The sequence below is a fragment of the Citrobacter sp. C5_2 genome (assembly GCF_014596845.2).
Classification (GTDB): Bacteria; Pseudomonadota; Gammaproteobacteria; order Enterobacterales; family Enterobacteriaceae; genus Citrobacter; species Citrobacter werkmanii.
Window position 1 is genome coordinate 767,613 of record NZ_CP115032.1, and the last position, 16,701, is coordinate 784,313.

Sequence of the window (16,701 nt, forward strand, 5' to 3'; positions counted from 1 at the left end):
ATGAACAGTATATTTTATTCTGTTATTACCCTGCTATTGCTTACCTGCGGGGTGCTTTTGTTGATGCGCAGCGCAAATAAAAACCGCTATGCAGAAAATGGTAACGCTGGACACCAGCCGGAAATCTTGAGTAAAGAAGAGGGTGAAGATCATTTTTCTGTATTGATGAATTCGATTACCCCGGTATGGTATTGGCGGGTTAATCACGAATATATCGATTTTATCCACTCGACGATCAAACGGATGACGATGGCGGAGCTGAATGAGACGCCTGGCTTATTTGATGCGCAGCGGCGCTGTAGCGACCTTAACTCTGCGGTGTATAAATATTACGACAATATAAAAAAACGCTGTCTCAGCGGGGAGAAGGTCCCGCATGCCGATCTGGATGTGCTCAACTTACGTCAGTGCTTCAGGGAGTTCAGCCTGGAGGCTTACCCTGCGCTCGTCGCGCTGGTGTGGCCGGAATACCAGCGTCCACAGCTCAAAGCAGAAGAAGTATAAGGTCATGGCGCGTTACCATGGCCGGGTAGATCTACATGGCTACCCGGCACGGAGTGACGAACGGCTATTTGTCAGATGAGGCTTGCCACAGGTTCAGCTCGCCATCAGCGACGTGTTTATCGATCTGCGCCAGTTCTTTGGCGCTGAACGTCAGATTAGCCAATGCCTGAACGTTTTCTTCCAGTTGCTCCGGTCGGCTGGCGCCAATTAATACCGAAGTGACCCGGTTGTCTTTTAGCAGCCAGCTTAAAGCCATTTGCGCCATCGACTGTCCGCGCTGTTGCGCCATCTCATTGAGCAAACGCAGGCTGCTAAGGTTTTCTTCCGTCAGCATATTTTCTGTTAGCCCACGGACTTTTTTCCCTTCACGCTGCATACGTGAACCTTCCGGGATGCCGTTGAGGTATTTCCCTGTCAGCAGTCCCTGGGCCAGCGGCGTAAAGGCAATGCAGCCCATGCCGTTAGCTTCCAGCGTATCCAGCAAGCCACTGCTGTCTACCCAGCGATTAAGCAGGTTGTAAGAGGGTTGGTGGATAAGAAGTGGAATTTTCCATTCCCGCAGCAGTTCGGCCATCTTTTGCGTTCGTTCCGGGGAATAGGATGAAATGCCGACATACAGTGCTTTACCGCTTTGCACCGCATGGGCCAGCGCTGAGGCGGTCTCTTCCATTGGCGTATTTTCGTCCACGCGGTGCGAGTAGAAGATATCGACATAGTCGAGACCCATGCGTTGCAGACTCTGGTCGAGGCTGGCAAGCAGGTATTTACGCGAACCACCAGAACCGTATGGCCCTGGCCACATGTCATAGCCCGCCTTGGTGGAGATGATCAGCTCATCTCGGTATTGTGCAAAATCCTCGCGCAGTAAACGGCCAAAATTTTCTTCTGCGCTGCCTGGAGGCGGCCCATAGTTATTGGCCAAATCAAAATGGGTGATGCCTAAATCAAAGGCTTTACGCAGCAGGGCGCGCTGTGACTCCAGCGCCTGAACGTGCCCAAAACTGTGCCACAAACCCAGCGACAGCGCGGGTAAGCGTAAACCGCTGCGTCCACAGTAGCGATAGAGCATCTGCTCGTAACGTTCAGGATTGGCAAACCAGGCCATGAGATCTCCTTAGTGCAGGTGAATTTCGAAACAGCGTTTCTATTCTAGCGGGTTCTCGGTGAATATTCCGTTCACAAGTCACACTGGGATGAAAAACTGGGCAGAATTCGTTATGCGAGTTATTGAAGGAGACCCGCGTGTGAAGGCTATATATCTCCCTGCGTTAATCACGGCTTTCATAATGATCCGACCTCTCATTATGATAATACTGACTCTGATTTATCCTGGGAGCGCACTCTTGCGGGGTTTAATAAATATTTACGATAAAAAACAAAGCATTATTAAATAATTTAGGTGAGTTATCTGAATAATAATGCTAGCTAATTTCATTAGCATTCATGTTGATATCATCTGGAGAGATATGGCCTGGACTTAAGAAAGTAAAAAAATAAAGAACGCATTATATCTTCTCTACCGCCTGCCGATAACAAGGATAAGTATCGCCTGATGGCGAATTCCTCATCAACGGCAAGGAAATTATTATGGGTTTGCTGAAAAACTTCACTATTCGTATTGTCATGTTGGCAATACTGGGACTTTTTTGCCTGCTGTGGTCGGGCGTGGGTTTATTCAGTCTTCATTCTTTATCAAAAATATCAGAAGGGAATGATATTGACCGTCATCTCGTCCATCAGATGACTGTTCTCAGCCAGGGTAACGATCAGTATTTTCGTTTTGTGACGCGGTTAAGTCGCGCAATGGATGTCAAAATGAGCGGCGGAACGCCGGATTTTGCGCCAGCGCAACAGTCCCTGGACAATATGAGTAAAAAACTCCAGGAGATGAAAACATTGTCTCCCGGCCCCATGGATCCGGAAGTCGCCGCGGCGGTGCTAACCAAGTGGCAGGCGCTGCTGGATAACGGCGTTATCCCGCAAATGCAACTGGCTCAGCAGGGCACGCTCACGGCCTTTGCGGAGCATGCCAGCACCGTTACGCCAGCCTTGAGCCGTGAATTTGGCGCCAGTGCTGAGCGTTTTAACACCACTGCGGGTGAAAGGCTCGATACCACCCGCGTTATGGTCGATGGCAAAACGTCTATCATCCGGACGCTAATTATCACCGCCGTAATCCTCGGTATTGCGCTCCTGTTCTTTACCGACCGCTACCTCGTCGCCATGATGGTGAAACCTCTGGGACGTATTCGCCAACAATTTCAACAAATTGCGCAGGGCGATCTCAGCCATTCTATTGAAGATTTTGGTCGTAACTGCGTGGGCCAACTGGTGCCGTTACTGTGCGCGATGCAGGATAGCCTGCGCGAAGCCGTGAGTACCATTCGTTCTGGTAGTGACAATATCTGGCGAGGAGCGACGGAAATTTCCACCGGTAATAACGACCTCTCCTCACGTACTGAAGAGCAGGCTGCGGCGCTGGAAGAGACCGCAGCCAGCATGGAGCAGCTGACCGCAACGGTAAAACTGAACGCCGAAAATGCGCGTGAGGCCAGCCAACTGGCCGATACGGCGACAGAAACGGCAGGTAAAGGCAGCTCGTTGGTTTCAGAAGTAGTTGAGACCATGGACGGCATTGCCGCCAGTTCTAAACAGATCGCGGAAATTACCTCTGTGATTAACAGCATTGCTTTCCAGACCAATATTCTGGCGCTTAACGCGGCGGTTGAAGCGGCCAGAGCGGGCGAGCAGGGGCGCGGTTTTGCCGTGGTTGCCGGTGAGGTGCGTAATCTTGCCAGCCGTAGCGCCGGAGCGGCAAAAGAGATTGAGACGCTGATCGGCGAATCGTCGCGTCGTGTCGATCAGGGTGCTCGTCTGGTTAAAGAGACCGGATTAACGATGGAGGCGATTCTGCGCGGCGCGACAGAAGTCACCACCATCATGAAACAAATCGCCTCAGCTTCGGAAGAACAGAACAAAGGCATCTCACAGGTAAGCGTGGCGATCACGCAGATGGACAGCGTTACGCAACAGAACGCCGCGCTGGTCGAACAGGTTTCCGCCGCGGCAGTCGCGCTGGAACGGCAAACGGAAGATCTGCAACGTTCGGTGCAACAGTTCCGTCTATCAGCTAACGACGTGCAATACACTGCCACTGCGACCGCTTCCCCTTCAGCAGAACGCAAAACCTCTGCAACAGCTAAAACGGATGACTGGGTGTCGTTTTAAGCTGGCACAAAAAAGTCCCTGATACTTCTGGTCTTTGCTTAAAAAATCGCTATATAATTTATTATATAGCGATTGAGGGTTATGCATGGACAACCATTTTGGTAAAGGCCTGATGGCCGGGTTAAACGCGGAAAATGCGGATAGCGCACGCTCGGTGGCGCATTTTTGTGCGGATTATAAACGCGGTTTTGTACTGGGGTTTTCACATCGAATGTTTGAAAAAACAGGCGATCGACAGCTCAGCGCGTGGGAAGCGGGCATCCTGACGCGTCGCTATGGACTGGATAAGGAGATGGTGATGGATTTCTTTAAAGAGAACCAGTCCAGTACAACAATTCGCTTTTTCATGGCCGGCTATCGGCTCGAAGCTTGATCCGAAAGGGGTATTATCTTGCTTTAATTAATTACACTATTGACCTACGCCTTCGTTTTGTTGCTCCGTCGAAGTATTATATCGCACATAACCATATAAAAAGTGTGGTAAATGGCGCGCCGATCGCAATATGCAACATGCGAATGGTGCAAAATAAAAAGCCAGGTCTTCGCAACGGAATAACTATAAAATGACTGGAGATAACTCTCTCATCAATTCGAGCGGCATCAATCGCCGCGATTTCATGAAGCTTTGTGCAGCACTGGCCGCCACCATGGGGCTCAGTAGCAAAGCCGCCGCAGAAATGGCCGAATCAGTTTCCCGCCCTCAGCGCCCACCGGTTATCTGGATTGGTGCTCAGGAGTGTACGGGTTGTACTGAATCGCTGCTTCGCGCGACACACCCTACAGTGGAAAACCTCGTCCTGGAGACAATCTCTCTGGAATACCACGAGGTACTCTCTGCCGCCTTCGGCCATCAGGTTGAAGAGAATAAACATAACGCTCTGGAGAAGTACAAAGGGCAATATGTTTTGGTTGTGGATGGTTCTATCCCACTGAAAGATAATGGTATTTACTGCATGGTTGCCGGTGAGCCGATCGTGGATCATATCCGCCGGGCCGCTGAAGGCGCAGCCGCTATCATTGCCATTGGCTCTTGCGCCGCGTGGGGTGGTGTTGCTGCCGCTGGCGTTAACCCAACGGGTGCAGTCGGCTTGCAGGAAGTTCTGCCAGGCAAAACCATCATCAACATTCCCGGCTGTCCGCCGAACCCGCATAACTTCCTGGCAACGGTCGCGCATATCATCACTTACGGTAAGCCGCCGAAGCTGGATACCAAAAACCGTCCAACATTCGCCTATGGCCGTTTGATTCACGAACATTGCGAGCGTCGCCCGCACTTCGATGCTGGCCGCTTTGCGAAAGAGTTTGGCGATGAAGGCCACCGTGAAGGCTGGTGTCTCTACCATCTGGGCTGTAAAGGACCCGAAACCTACGGCAACTGCTCAACGCTGCAATTCTGCGATGTTGGCGGCGTGTGGCCGGTGGCTATCGGTCACCCTTGCTACGGCTGTAACGAAGAAGGCGTTGGTTTCCATAAAGGTATTCACCAGCTTGCTCATGTGGAAAACCAAACCCCGCGCTCCGAGAAACCTGATGTCAACATGAAAGAAGGTGGCAATGTCTCTGCCGGCGCGATTGGGCTGCTTGGTGGCGTGGTAGGGCTGGTCGCCGGCGTCAGCGTGATGGCGGTTCGTGAACTGGGTCGTCAGCAGAAGAAAGATAACGCTGACTCACGGGGAGAATAACCGTGAACAGACGTAACTTTATTAAAGCAGCCTCCAGCGGGGCATTGCTGTTGGGCGCTGCGCCGTCCATCAGCCATGCGGCTGCAGAAAACCGTCCGCCGATCCCGGGTTCTCTTGGGATGCTCTATGACTCGACGCTATGCGTGGGCTGCCAGGCCTGTGTCACCAAGTGTCAGGACATCAACTTTCCGGCGCGTAACCCGGAAGGCGAGCAGACCTGGTCAAACAACGACAAGCTGTCGCCGTATACCAATAACATCATCCAGGTGTGGCGTAGCGGAACAGGCGTTAACAAAGACCAGGAAGAAAATGGCTACGCATACATTAAGAAACAGTGCATGCACTGTGTCGATCCGAACTGCGTCTCCGTTTGCCCGGTCTCCGCACTGAAGAAAGATCCGAAAACCGGCATCGTCCACTATGACAAAGATGTCTGCACAGGTTGCCGCTATTGCATGGTCGCCTGTCCGTACAACGTGCCTAAGTACGACTACAACAACCCGTTTGGCGCGCTTCACAAATGTGAACTGTGTAACCAGAAAGGCGTTGAGCGTCTGGATAAAGGCGGTTTACCGGGTTGTGTTGAAGTGTGTCCTGCCGGGGCGGTGATTTTTGGTACGCGTGAAGAGCTGATGGCTGAGGCGAAAAAACGTCTCGCGCTGAAGCCTGGCAGCGAATACCACTATCCGCGTCAGACGGTGAAAGCGGGCGATACCTATCTGCATACGGTACCGAAGTACTACCCACACCTGTACGGTGAGAAGGAAGGTGGTGGTACGCAGGTGATGGTGCTGACGGGTGTTCCTTACGAGGATTTGGATCTGCCAAAACTGGATGATCTTTCAACCGGTGCGCGTTCTGAACATGTTCAACATTCCCTGTATAAGGGCATGATATTACCCCTGGCTGCGCTGGCGGGCTTAACCGTGCTGGTTCGTCGTAACACGAAAAACGACCATCACGACGGAGGAGACGATCATGAGTCATGATCCTAAACCGCTGGGCGGAAAAATAATCAGCAAACCGGTCATTATTTTTGGGCCGTTAATCGTCCTGTGTATGCTCCTGATCGTGAAACGTCTGGTCTTCGGATTGGGTTCAGTCTCCGATCTGAACGGCGGTTTCCCATGGGGTGTATGGATCGCGTTTGACCTGTTGATTGGTACTGGCTTCGCGTGTGGCGGTTGGGCGCTGGCGTGGGCGGTGTATGTTTTCAACAGAGGGCAATACCATCCGTTGGTGCGTCCGGCGCTGCTGGCAAGCCTGTTTGGCTACTCGCTGGGTGGTCTGTCGATCACCATTGACGTCGGTCGTTACTGGAACCTGCCGTATTTCTACATTCCAGGTCACTTCAACGTGAACTCGGTATTGTTCGAAACGGCGGTCTGTATGACCATCTATATCGGCGTCATGGCGCTGGAATTTGCTCCGGCTCTGTTTGAACGTCTGGGTTGGAAAGTCTCTCTCAAGCGTTTGAATAAAGTGATGTTCTTTATTATCGCTCTCGGCGCGCTGCTGCCAACCATGCACCAGTCTTCAATGGGTTCATTGATGATTTCTGCGGGTTATAAGGTGCATCCGCTATGGCAAGCGTATGAAATGTTGCCGCTTTTCTCCGTATTAACCGCCTTTATTATGGGTTTCTCGATCGTCATCTTTGAAGGCTCACTGGTCCAAGCCGGTCTGAAAGGTAACGGTCCGGACGAGAAAAGCTTGTTCATCAAGCTGACGAATACCATCAGCATATTGCTGGCGATTTTCGTGGTTCTGCGCTTTGGCGAGTTGATCTATCGCGACAAACTGTCCTATGCGTTTGCAGGCGATCTTTACTCCGTAATGTTCTGGATTGAAGTCGTACTGATGGTCTTCCCGCTGGTGGTGCTGCGCGTCACTAAGCTGCGTAATGACTCACGCATGCTGTATCTGTCCGCGCTGAGCGCATTGCTGGGTTGTGCAACATGGCGTCTGTCCTATTCGCTGGTGGCGTTCAATCCTGGTGGTGGCTACCACTACTTCCCAACCTGGGAAGAACTGTTGATTTCTATTGGTTTTGTGGCTATTGAGATTTGTGCATACATCGTACTCATTCGTCTACTGCCGATACTTCCTCCTTTAAAACAAAACGATCAAAATCGTCATGAGGCGAGCAAAGCATGAGCCAGAGAATTACTATTGATCCGGTAACCCGTATTGAGGGTCATTTACGCATCGACTGCGAAATTGAAAATGGCGTGGTATCTAAAGCATGGGCTTCCGGTACCATGTGGCGCGGCATGGAAGAGATCGTGAAAAACCGCGATCCGCGCGATGCCTGGATGATTGTTCAGCGTATCTGTGGCGTTTGTACTACCACTCACGCTATCTCTTCCGTTCGTGCAGCAGAAAGCGCGCTGAATATTGATGTTCCGGTGAACGCACAGTACATCCGTAACATCATTCTGGCCGCGCACACCACGCATGACCACATTGTTCACTTTTATCAGCTCTCGGCGCTGGACTGGGTGGACATCACCTCGGCGCTGAAAGCCGATCCAGCGAAAGCGTCCGCGATGCTGAACGGTGTGTCCTCCTGGCACCTGAACAGTACGGAAGAGTTCACCAAGGTTCAGAATAAGATCAAAGATCTTGTCGCCAGCGGTCAGTTAGGCATTTTTGCCAACGGTTGCTGGGGTCATCCGGCAATGCAGCTGCCGCCGGAAGTGAACCTGATTGCAGTTGCTCACTATCTGCAGGCGCTGGAATGCCAGCGTGATGCCAACCGCGTTGTCGCGCTGTTGGGCGGTAAAACGCCGCATATCCAGAACCTGGCGGTAGGCGGGGTTGCCAACCCAATTAACCTCGACGGCCTCGGCGTGCTGAACCTTGAGCGCCTGATGTACATCAAGTCCTTCATCGATAAGCTGAGCGACTTTGTTGAGCAGGTTTACAAAGTTGATACCGCGGTTATTGCTGCGTTCTACCCTGAGTGGCTGGAACGTGGTCAGGGTGCGGTTAACTATCTGAGCGCGCCGGAATTCCCGACTGACGGTAAAAACGGCAGCTTCCTGTTCCCGGGTGGTTACATCACCAATGAAGATCTGTCGACCTATCGTCCGATCACCTCTCACTCCGATGAGTACCTGATCAAAGGGATTCAGGAGAGTGCGAAACACGCGTGGTACAAAGACGAAGCGCCGCAGGCTCCGTGGGAAGGTACAACTGTTCCGGATTACACCGGCTGGTCTGATGACGGCAAATACTCCTGGGTTAAAGCGCCGACCTTCTACGGTAAAACGGTTGAAGTGGGTCCGCTGGCCAACATGCTGTGTAAACTGGCGGCCAAACGCGAGTCTACTCATGCCAAACTGAATGAAATCATCGCGATTTACACCAAGCTGACCGGTAAAACCATCGAAGTGTCGCAACTGCACTCAACGCTGGGCCGTATCATTGGCCGTACCGTTCACTGCTGTGAACTGCAGAACGTTCTGCAGGATCAGTACAACGCGCTGATTGTGAACATTGGTAAAGGCGACCACACCACCTTCGTGAAACCGGATATTCCGGCAACGGGCGAATTTAAAGGCGTTGGTTTCCTCGAAGCGCCGCGCGGTATGCTGTCTCACTGGATGGTGATTAAAGACGGTATTATCAGCAACTACCAGGCGGTTGTTCCGTCAACCTGGAACTCAGGTCCACGCAACTTCAACGATGAAGTCGGACCGTATGAGCGCTCGTTGGTAGGCACGCCAATCGCCGATCCAAACAAACCGCTGGAAGTGGTTCGTACCATTCACTCCTTCGATCCTTGTATGTCATGTGCGGTGCATGTGGTGGACGTTGACGGGAACGAAGTGGTCTCAGTTAAGGTTCTGTAATGCGGATATTAGTCTTAGGGGTCGGCAATATTTTGCTGACCGACGAAGCCATCGGGGTGCGTATCGTTGAGGCGTTAGAGCAACGATACATCCTGCCAGACTTTGTTGATGTTCTGGACGGTGGTACGGCTGGGATGGAGCTTCTCGGCGATATGGCGAACAGGGATCATCTGATCATTGCTGACGCCATCGTGTCGAAGAAAAACACGCCGGGAACGATGATGGTCCTGCGGGATGAAGAAATTCCGGCGCTGTTTACGAACAAAATCTCACCGCACCAGCTTGGCCTGGCCGACGTATTGTCGGCCCTGCGTTTCACCGGCGAGTTTCCGAAAAAGCTGACGTTAGTCGGTGTTATTCCGGAATCGCTGGAACCGCATATCGGGCTAACGCCGACGGTTGAAGCCATGATTGAACCTGCGCTTGAGCAGGTTCTTGCCGCGCTTCGCGAATCAGGTGTTGAAGCGATCCCTCGGGAGGCGGCTCATGTCTGAGGAGTTTGTCGGTTTTCAGACGGCCCCGAAGACGCAAATTCAGGCGGCGTTTGAAGAGATTGCCCGGCGTTCAATGCACGATCTTTCCTTCCTGCATCCGAATATGCCGGTGTATGTCTCTGATTTTACGCTATTTGAAGGTCAATGGACGGGGTGTGTTATCACACCCTGGATGCTCAGCGCACTGATTTTCCCCGGACCGGACCAGATCTGGCCGGTGCGTAAAGTCAGCGAAAAAATCGGGTTGCGTCTGCCGTATGGCGAAATGACCTTTACCGTGGGTGAACTGGAGGGCGTATCGCAATACCTCTCTTGTTCGCTGATGTCGCCGCTTTCGCACAGCATGTCGGCACAAGAAGGTGTCCGTCTGGCTGATGATTGCGCGCGCATGCTGTTATCGCTGCCGGTGAGCGATCCGAATGCGCCGCAGCTAAATCGCCGCGCGCTGCTGCTGGGTCGTCGGAACTGCGAAAATGCATGAGCTGTCCCTTTGTCAGAGCGCGGTTGAGATTGTTCAACAGCAGGCAGAGCAGCACGGTGTCAAACGCGTAACCGGCGTTTGGCTGGAAATTGGCGCACTCTCCTGCGTTGAGGAGAGTGCCGTCCGTTTCAGTTTCGACATCGTCTGTCAGGGTACGCTGGCGCAGGGTTGTGAGCTGCATATTGATTACAAACCAGCCCAGGCGTGGTGCTGGGATTGCAGTCAGGTTGTGGAAATCACCCAGCATGATGCGCAGTGTCCACTATGTCAGGGCGATCGTCTGCGGGTTGATGCTGGCGATTCACTGAAAGTGAAAAGTATTGAAGTCGAATAACCCATAGGTTGCTATGGGGCGGAGTCAGATATGTGTATTGGAGTCCCTGGTCAGGTTCTGGCCGTTGGTGAAGATATTCACCAGCTTGCGCAGGTTGAAGTGTGCGGCATCAAACGTGATGTCAATATTGCCCTGATTTGTGAAGGTGATACAGCTGAGCTGGTCGGGCAATGGGTGCTGGTGCACGTAGGGTTCGCCATGAGCATCATTGATGAAGATGAAGCTAAAGCCACGTTAGACGCACTTCGCCGTATGGAGTACGACGTCACCAGCGCGTGATTTTATGCCGGATGGCGCAGCGCTTATCAGGCCCGCGCCTTATATGTAGGCCGGATAAGGCGTTAGCGCCGCCATCCGGCATCTTACGTTAACCCTGGCGCTTATCTTCGGTATTGGTATCGAAGTCGCTGGCGTCATGGCGTTCATGAAGCTGTTCGTTCAGCGGCCCGTTGGTACGGTTTACAATACGGCCACGCTTAACCGCCGGACGCGCTGCAATCTCTTTTGCCCAGCGCTGCACATGCTTGTAGCTTCCTGCGTCAAGGAACTCTGCCGCGTCGTACACGTTGCCCAGAACCACATTGCCAAACCACGGCCAGACCGCCATATCGGCAATAGTGTATTCATCTCCGGCCACAAACTGATGCTGCGCTAATTGCTTATCCAGCACGTCGAGCAGGCGCTTGGCTTCCATTGTGAAGCGATTAATAGCGTACTCAATTTTTACCGGCGCATAGTTATAGAAGTGACCAAAACCACCGCCGAGGAAGGGGGCCGCACCCTGTAGCCAGAACAACCAGTTCAGCGTTTCAGTACGTTTAGCCAAATCCTGCGGCAGGAAGTAACCATATTTTTCCGCCAGATAGAGCAGGATTGCGCCAGACTCGAAAACGCGAACCGGCGGATTTTGCGAGTGGTCGCGCAGCGCAGGGATCTTCGAGTTCGGATTCACCTCAACAAAGCCGCTGGAAAACTGATCGCCATCGCCAATACGGATAATCCATGCATCGTATTCCGCGCCCTTGACGCCCTGCGCCAGCAGTTCCTCCAGCATAATCGTCACTTTTTGCCCGTTTGGCGTACCCAGCGAATAGAGCTGCAGCGGATGTTTGCCGACCGGCAGCGTTTTCTCATGGGTGGCGCCGGAAACCGGGCGGTTGATATTGGCGAATGCGCCGCCGTTCGATTTTTCCCACGTCCAGACTTTCGCGGGCTGATAGGTATTGTCTGACATGTTGACCTGCCTTCTGAGTGGTTGTGTTGATGCAGTGTAGCAGTTAGGTAGAACTCAATTTAACAGATTGGGACTTTATGTCGCTTTGTGCTGAAAGGGGAAGATAAATCTAACCCGTTCATTGTAGCCGGGCCGTACTCCATGAAGAGGAAATCAATGTTGGACGGAAATTGCTACCGTATTCACCATCAAAAATTGGCGGTGAATAAGCAGTAATAATGAAAAATGGTGTTCCAGGAGTAAGCGATTATCAGGGCCCGGCGGGTGGGTGGGGCGCGGTAAAAGCCGTCACTGCTTCGGTATTTTCGCAAAAGGCTATCGCCCGCGACATTATCGCAATGTTCAAAATGAACCAGGTGAAAGGGTTCGATTGTCCGGGTTGTGCGTGGCCAGACCCTGGACATCGTGCGCCAATGGAGCTGTGCGAAAATGGCGTGAAGGCGGTCTCCTGGGAGACAACCAGCAAGAAAGCGTCTCCGGAATTTTTCAGCCGTCATCCGGTTTCCACGCTCTGGCACTACAGCGATTATGAACTGGAAAACATTGGTCGTTTGACGCATCCAATGAAATACGATGCAGCGTCAGACACCTGGCAGGCGGTGGATTGGGACATCGCCTTCCACGAGATCGGTGAGCGTCTGCGCAGCTATGACTCAGCGGAACAGGTTGAGTTTTACACCTCCGGCAGAACCTCAAATGAGGCGGCATTTCTGTATCAGCTGTTTGCCCGCGAGTATGGCAGTAACAATTTCCCTGATTGCTCAAACATGTGCCACGGTCCTACCAGCACAGGATTAACGCAGGCCATTGGCCTTGGGAAAGGGACCGTTGAACTGGACGACTTTGACCACTGCGATCTGGTCATTTGTATCGGACATAACCCCGGCACTAACCATCCGCGCATGCTGACCACTTTACGCGAGGTTGCCAAACGCGGAGCCAAAATTATCTCCATCAATCCGTTGAACGAAAGGGGGCTTGAGCGCTTTAGCTTCCCGCAAAGCCCAAGAGAGATGTTTGGCGGCCAGGCCACGGAGCTAAGCAGCGATTACTATCAGGTTAAAATAGGCGGTGACGCCTCGCTGCTCAAAGGCATAATGAAAGCGCTGATCGAAATGGATGAAGCGAGGATCTTACTGGATCGACAGCCCTGCCTCGATCATGCTTTTATTCATCAGCATACCGAGGGTTATTCGGCGCTGTATGACGATTTACGCCAGTGTAGCTGGGCAAAACTGGAACAGGACTCCGGACTGACGCGCAGTCAGATGGAGGATCTGGCACACAGCTATAACAAATCCCGCGCCACCATTATTTGTTACGGGTTGGGGATTACCCAGCATAAAAACGGCACCGGGAACGTTCAGCAACTGTTAAACCTGCTGCTGCTGAAAGGCAATATGGGGAAACTGGGCGCGGGGATCTGCCCGTTGCGCGGTCATTCTAACGTGCAGGGCGATCGTTCCGTGGGTATCAATGAAGCGGCGTCCGAAGAGTTCCTGCAACGCCTTGAGGCGCATTTTGCTATCAGCGTGCCGCGCAAGCATGGCCGCTCCAGCGTGGAGAGTATCCGGGCCATCGAACGGGGAGAGGCAAAAGCGCTCATTTGCATGGGGGGTAATCTGGCGGTGGCGATGCCGCAGCCGCAGCGTACTTTTGCGGCGATGAAAAATCTGGATCTGCAGGTCCATGTTGCGACCAAGCTGAACAGATCGCATTTGCTGCTGGCAAAACATAACTACCTGCTGCCCGCGCTAGGGCGAACGGAACGTGACATTCAGGCGACGGGGATCCAGTCGGTGACCGTCGAAGACTCGATGTCGATGGTTCACGCCTCCTGCGGCGCGCTGAAACCGGCTTCCCGCTGGCTAAAATCGGAACCTGCTATTGTCGCTGGTATCGCTCGCGCCACGCTGCCTCTTTCACCAATCAACTGGGAAGCGTTAATCGGAGACTATGCGTTGATCCGTGACGCTATTGCCGCCGTGATCCCGGCGTTCCGTGATTACAACGCACGTATTGCCGAGCCGGGCGGATTTCGCATGGATACGCCCGCCTCGCGACGTGAATGGCGAACGCCAAATGGCAAAGCCAACTTTATCGTCAGCCATCAGCAAGCGGTGGAGCGGGAAAATCAACCTGCCGATGCGTTAGTTCTGGCGACGCTGCGTAGTCACGATCAGTACAACACCACTATCTATGGCATGAACGATCGCTATCGTGGCATTACCGGTCGGCGTGATGTGGTGTTTTTAAGCGCCGAAGAAGCGGCGGCTCGCGGTCTGAGTCAGGGCGATGTGGTCAACGTTCAGGCGCTGGACGACAACGGCCAGCCCTGTGCGGAACGTGTTATGCACGGTTTAACGGTGGTGATTTACAACATGGCGGCAGGCTCTGTTGGCGCGTATCTGCCTGAAGCGAATGTCCTGCTTTCGCTGGATGCGGTAGACACACAGAGTTTGACTCCGGCGTACAAAAGCGTACCGGTCACCCTGAAAAAAGCGTAGCTCCTGCTGTGAATTTTTCGCCTCTGAGCGCCAGCCGCTGCGTTGAGGTGTATGATGATGTCGACCTCTGTCCGGTTAGTGTCGCAGAGCAGGCAATCAGAGCGATAAATTCACGCCAACCTGCTCAGGCTGTATAGTTTTGAGGTAAGGTGCATGAGCAAAGGAACGACCAGTCAGGATGCCCCATTCGGGACATTATTGGGCTACGCCCCAGGCGGCGTAGCAATCTACTCTTCAGATTACAGCTCCCTCGACCCACGGGACTACGACGATGACGCGGCATTTCGCAGCTATATCGACGACGAATATATGGGCCACAAATGGCAGTGCGTAGAGTTTGCCCGCCGTTTTCTCTTCCTGAACTATGGCATGGTTTTCACCGATGTGGGCATGGCATGGGAGATCTTCTCCTTACGCTTCCTGCGTGAAGTGGTGAATGACAATATCCTGCCGTTACAGGCATTTCCGAATGGTTCACCCCGTGCGCCAGTTGCAGGTGCTCTGCTTATCTGGCAGAAAGGCGGCGAATTTAAAGACACCGGCCATGTGGCGGTAGTCACCCAATTGCTGGAAAACAAAATCCGCATTGCTGAACAGAACGTGCTCCACACGCCGCTGCCTCCCGGACAGCAGTGGACCCGCGAACTGGAAATGGTGGTTGAAAACGGTTGTTACACCCTGCGTGATACCTTTGACGACACCACCATCCTTGGTTGGATGATCCAGACCGATGATACCCGTGACAGCCTGCCGCAGCCGGAGATCGCCAATGACTCACTGAAAATTAGCGGCGCGCGACTGGAAAATAGTGGCCAGTTTGACGGTAAATGGCTGGATGAGCAGGATCCGCTGCAAAAAGCCTACGTGCTGGCGAACGGCCACGTCATTAATCAGGATCCGCATCAGTACTTCACCATTACCGAGAGTGCGGAGCAGGAGCTGATTAAAGCCACCAACGAACTGCACCTGATGTATCTACACGCCACCGACAAAGTGCTAAAAGACGACAACCTGCTCGCGCTGTTCGACATCCCGAAAATCCTCTGGCCGCGTCTGCGTCTTTCCTGGCAGCGTCGTCGGCATCACATGATCACCGGGCGTATGGATTTCTGTATGGATGAACGCGGACTGAAGGTGTATGAATACAACGCCGATTCCGCATCCTGTCATACCGAAGCCGGTTTGATCCTCGAAAGATGGGCCGAGCGGGGCTACACAGGACAGGGACATAACCCGGCTGAAGGATTGATCAACGAACTGGCTGGCGCCTGGAAACACAGCCGCGCGCGTCCTTTTGTCCACATCATGCAGGATAAGGATATTGAGGAAAACTATCACGCGCAGTTTATGCAGCAGGCGCTGCGTCAGGCCGGGTTTGACAGCAAAATTCTGCGTGGCCTCGATGAGCTACGTTGGGATGACGCCGGTCAGTTGATTGACGGTGATGGTCGCCTGGTGAACTGCGTCTGGAAAACCTGGGCGTGGGAAACCGCGATAGAGCAGGTGCGAGAGGTCAGCGAAACGGAGTATGCCGCAGTGCCCATCCGTACCGGGCATACCAATCAGGAAGTGCGTTTGATAGACGTGCTACTACGCCCGGAAGTGCTGGTCTTCGAGCCTCTGTGGACGGTGATCCCTGGCAACAAAGCGATTCTGCCGATCCTGTGGCAATTGTTCCCGCACCACCGTTATCTGCTTGATACTGATTTCACTGTTAATGAAGAGCTGGCGCAAACCGGTTATGCAGTGAAACCTATTGCAGGACGTTGTGGCAGCAACATCGATCTGGTGAGCCACCAGGAAGAGCTCCTGGATAAAACCAGCGGTAAGTTTGCTGAACAGAAGAACATTTATCAGCAGCTTTGGTGTCTGCCGAAGGTTGCCGGTAAATATATTCAGGTTTGTACCTTCACCGTAGGCGGTAACTACGGCGGAACCTGTCTGCGCGGCGACGAGTCGCTGGTAATTAAAAAAGAGAGCGATATAGAGCCGCTGATTGTGGTGAAGGAAGCGTAATCTTTCTTCATGTCCAGAAATAAGTGCGAAAAGCCGGAGTATATCTTCGGCTTTTTTTATTTATAGTTAAATTGATTCTGATTATATTTTAATAAACACCGTGGCATATGTTTATAATGGTAACTATTTATTTTGGTAATGTTTCTTAATAAGAATATATTTATTCAGTGAATGTATTTAACATTAATTAATTCCTGTGACTTGTATTAGATAAAGAGCTTCTTGATCTCTTTTTTTAATAAATAATTATAATGTGTTATTTGGTCGATTGGTGATATTGATCATGTTTTCACTTGGATAATATATCGGATTACGTCGCTATACTAATTATAATCATTAATTGTCATTAACAGTCGTTGTTGGC

At 52.4% G+C, this 16,701-nt stretch carries 15 protein-coding genes; 13 read left to right on the forward strand and 2 right to left on the reverse strand.

Annotated features, from left to right (window positions below; translation table 11 throughout):
* Positions 1 to 504: a hypothetical protein gene (locus tag ICA20_RS03770; RefSeq protein WP_038633854.1), complete on the forward strand. Its 504-nt coding sequence runs from the start codon at positions 1 to 3 to the stop codon at positions 502 to 504.
* Positions 505 to 568: 64 nt separating this feature from the next.
* Here ICA20_RS03770 and ICA20_RS03775 read toward each other — a convergent pair whose 3' ends face one another.
* Positions 569 to 1,609 (reverse strand): aldo/keto reductase, encoded by a 1,041-nt coding sequence (locus tag ICA20_RS03775; RefSeq protein WP_038633851.1) that lies wholly within the window; start codon positions 1,607 to 1,609, stop codon positions 569 to 571.
* A gap of 482 nt (positions 1,610 to 2,091) precedes the next feature.
* Between ICA20_RS03775 and ICA20_RS03780 the strand changes: the two genes are divergently transcribed.
* From ICA20_RS03780 to hybG, 10 genes are all read left to right on the forward strand, one after another.
* Positions 2,092 to 3,732: a methyl-accepting chemotaxis protein gene (locus ICA20_RS03780; protein ID WP_038633848.1), complete on the forward strand. Its 1,641-nt coding sequence runs from the start codon at positions 2,092 to 2,094 to the stop codon at positions 3,730 to 3,732.
* Between the two features lie 85 nt (positions 3,733 to 3,817).
* Positions 3,818 to 4,105, forward strand: a complete 288-nt coding sequence (locus tag ICA20_RS03785) for a DUF2623 family protein (RefSeq protein ID WP_038633845.1) — start codon at positions 3,818 to 3,820, stop codon at positions 4,103 to 4,105.
* A 190-nt stretch (positions 4,106 to 4,295) separates the two neighbouring features.
* Positions 4,296 to 5,414, forward strand: coding sequence for a hydrogenase 2 small subunit (gene hybO / locus ICA20_RS03790; RefSeq protein WP_003024486.1), 1,119 nt, complete (start codon positions 4,296 to 4,298; stop codon positions 5,412 to 5,414).
* A 2-nt stretch (positions 5,415 to 5,416) separates the two neighbouring features.
* Complete coding sequence (hybA, locus tag ICA20_RS03795) at positions 5,417 to 6,403, forward strand: hydrogenase 2 operon protein HybA (protein WP_003828357.1); 987 nt, start codon at positions 5,417 to 5,419, stop codon at positions 6,401 to 6,403.
* Positions 6,393 to 7,571: a Ni/Fe-hydrogenase cytochrome b subunit gene (hybB, locus tag ICA20_RS03800; RefSeq protein ID WP_038633842.1), complete on the forward strand. Its 1,179-nt coding sequence runs from the start codon at positions 6,393 to 6,395 to the stop codon at positions 7,569 to 7,571. Before hybA ends, hybB begins: the two co-directional genes overlap by 11 nt.
* Positions 7,568 to 9,271: a hydrogenase 2 large subunit gene (gene hybC, locus ICA20_RS03805; protein ID WP_038633838.1), complete on the forward strand. Its 1,704-nt coding sequence runs from the start codon at positions 7,568 to 7,570 to the stop codon at positions 9,269 to 9,271. Before hybB ends, hybC begins: the two co-directional genes overlap by 4 nt.
* Positions 9,271 to 9,765, forward strand: coding sequence for a HyaD/HybD family hydrogenase maturation endopeptidase (locus ICA20_RS03810; protein ID WP_032944999.1), 495 nt, complete (start codon positions 9,271 to 9,273; stop codon positions 9,763 to 9,765). The genes hybC and ICA20_RS03810 overlap by 1 nt, the downstream gene beginning before the upstream one ends.
* Positions 9,758 to 10,246, forward strand: a complete 489-nt coding sequence (hybE, locus tag ICA20_RS03815; protein ID WP_038633834.1) for a hydrogenase-2 assembly chaperone — start codon at positions 9,758 to 9,760, stop codon at positions 10,244 to 10,246. Before ICA20_RS03810 ends, hybE begins: the two co-directional genes overlap by 8 nt.
* Positions 10,239 to 10,580 (forward strand): hydrogenase maturation nickel metallochaperone HypA, encoded by a 342-nt coding sequence (hypA, locus tag ICA20_RS03820; protein ID WP_003828349.1) that lies wholly within the window; start codon positions 10,239 to 10,241, stop codon positions 10,578 to 10,580. The genes hybE and hypA overlap by 8 nt, the downstream gene beginning before the upstream one ends.
* 30 nt (positions 10,581 to 10,610) lie before the next feature.
* Entirely contained in the window at positions 10,611 to 10,859 is a 249-nt protein-coding gene (hybG, locus tag ICA20_RS03825) for a hydrogenase maturation factor HybG (protein WP_003024459.1), read from the forward strand.
* An 88-nt stretch (positions 10,860 to 10,947) separates the two neighbouring features.
* On the opposite strand, the gene yghU is transcribed toward hybG, so the two are convergent.
* A complete protein-coding gene (gene yghU / locus ICA20_RS03830) occupies positions 10,948 to 11,814 on the reverse strand; it encodes a glutathione-dependent disulfide-bond oxidoreductase (RefSeq protein ID WP_038633828.1) in 867 nt (288 codons plus the stop codon).
* A gap of 218 nt (positions 11,815 to 12,032) precedes the next feature.
* Here yghU and ICA20_RS03835 point away from each other — a divergent pair, with 218 nt between their 5' ends.
* Complete coding sequence (locus ICA20_RS03835) at positions 12,033 to 14,321, forward strand: FdhF/YdeP family oxidoreductase (RefSeq protein WP_038633825.1); 2,289 nt, start codon at positions 12,033 to 12,035, stop codon at positions 14,319 to 14,321.
* A 153-nt stretch (positions 14,322 to 14,474) separates the two neighbouring features.
* On the forward strand, positions 14,475 to 16,337 hold the full coding sequence (gss, locus tag ICA20_RS03840) for a bifunctional glutathionylspermidine amidase/synthase (protein WP_038633823.1): 1,863 nt from the start codon (positions 14,475 to 14,477) through the stop codon (positions 16,335 to 16,337).
* Positions 16,338 to 16,701: the final 364 nt, after the last annotated feature.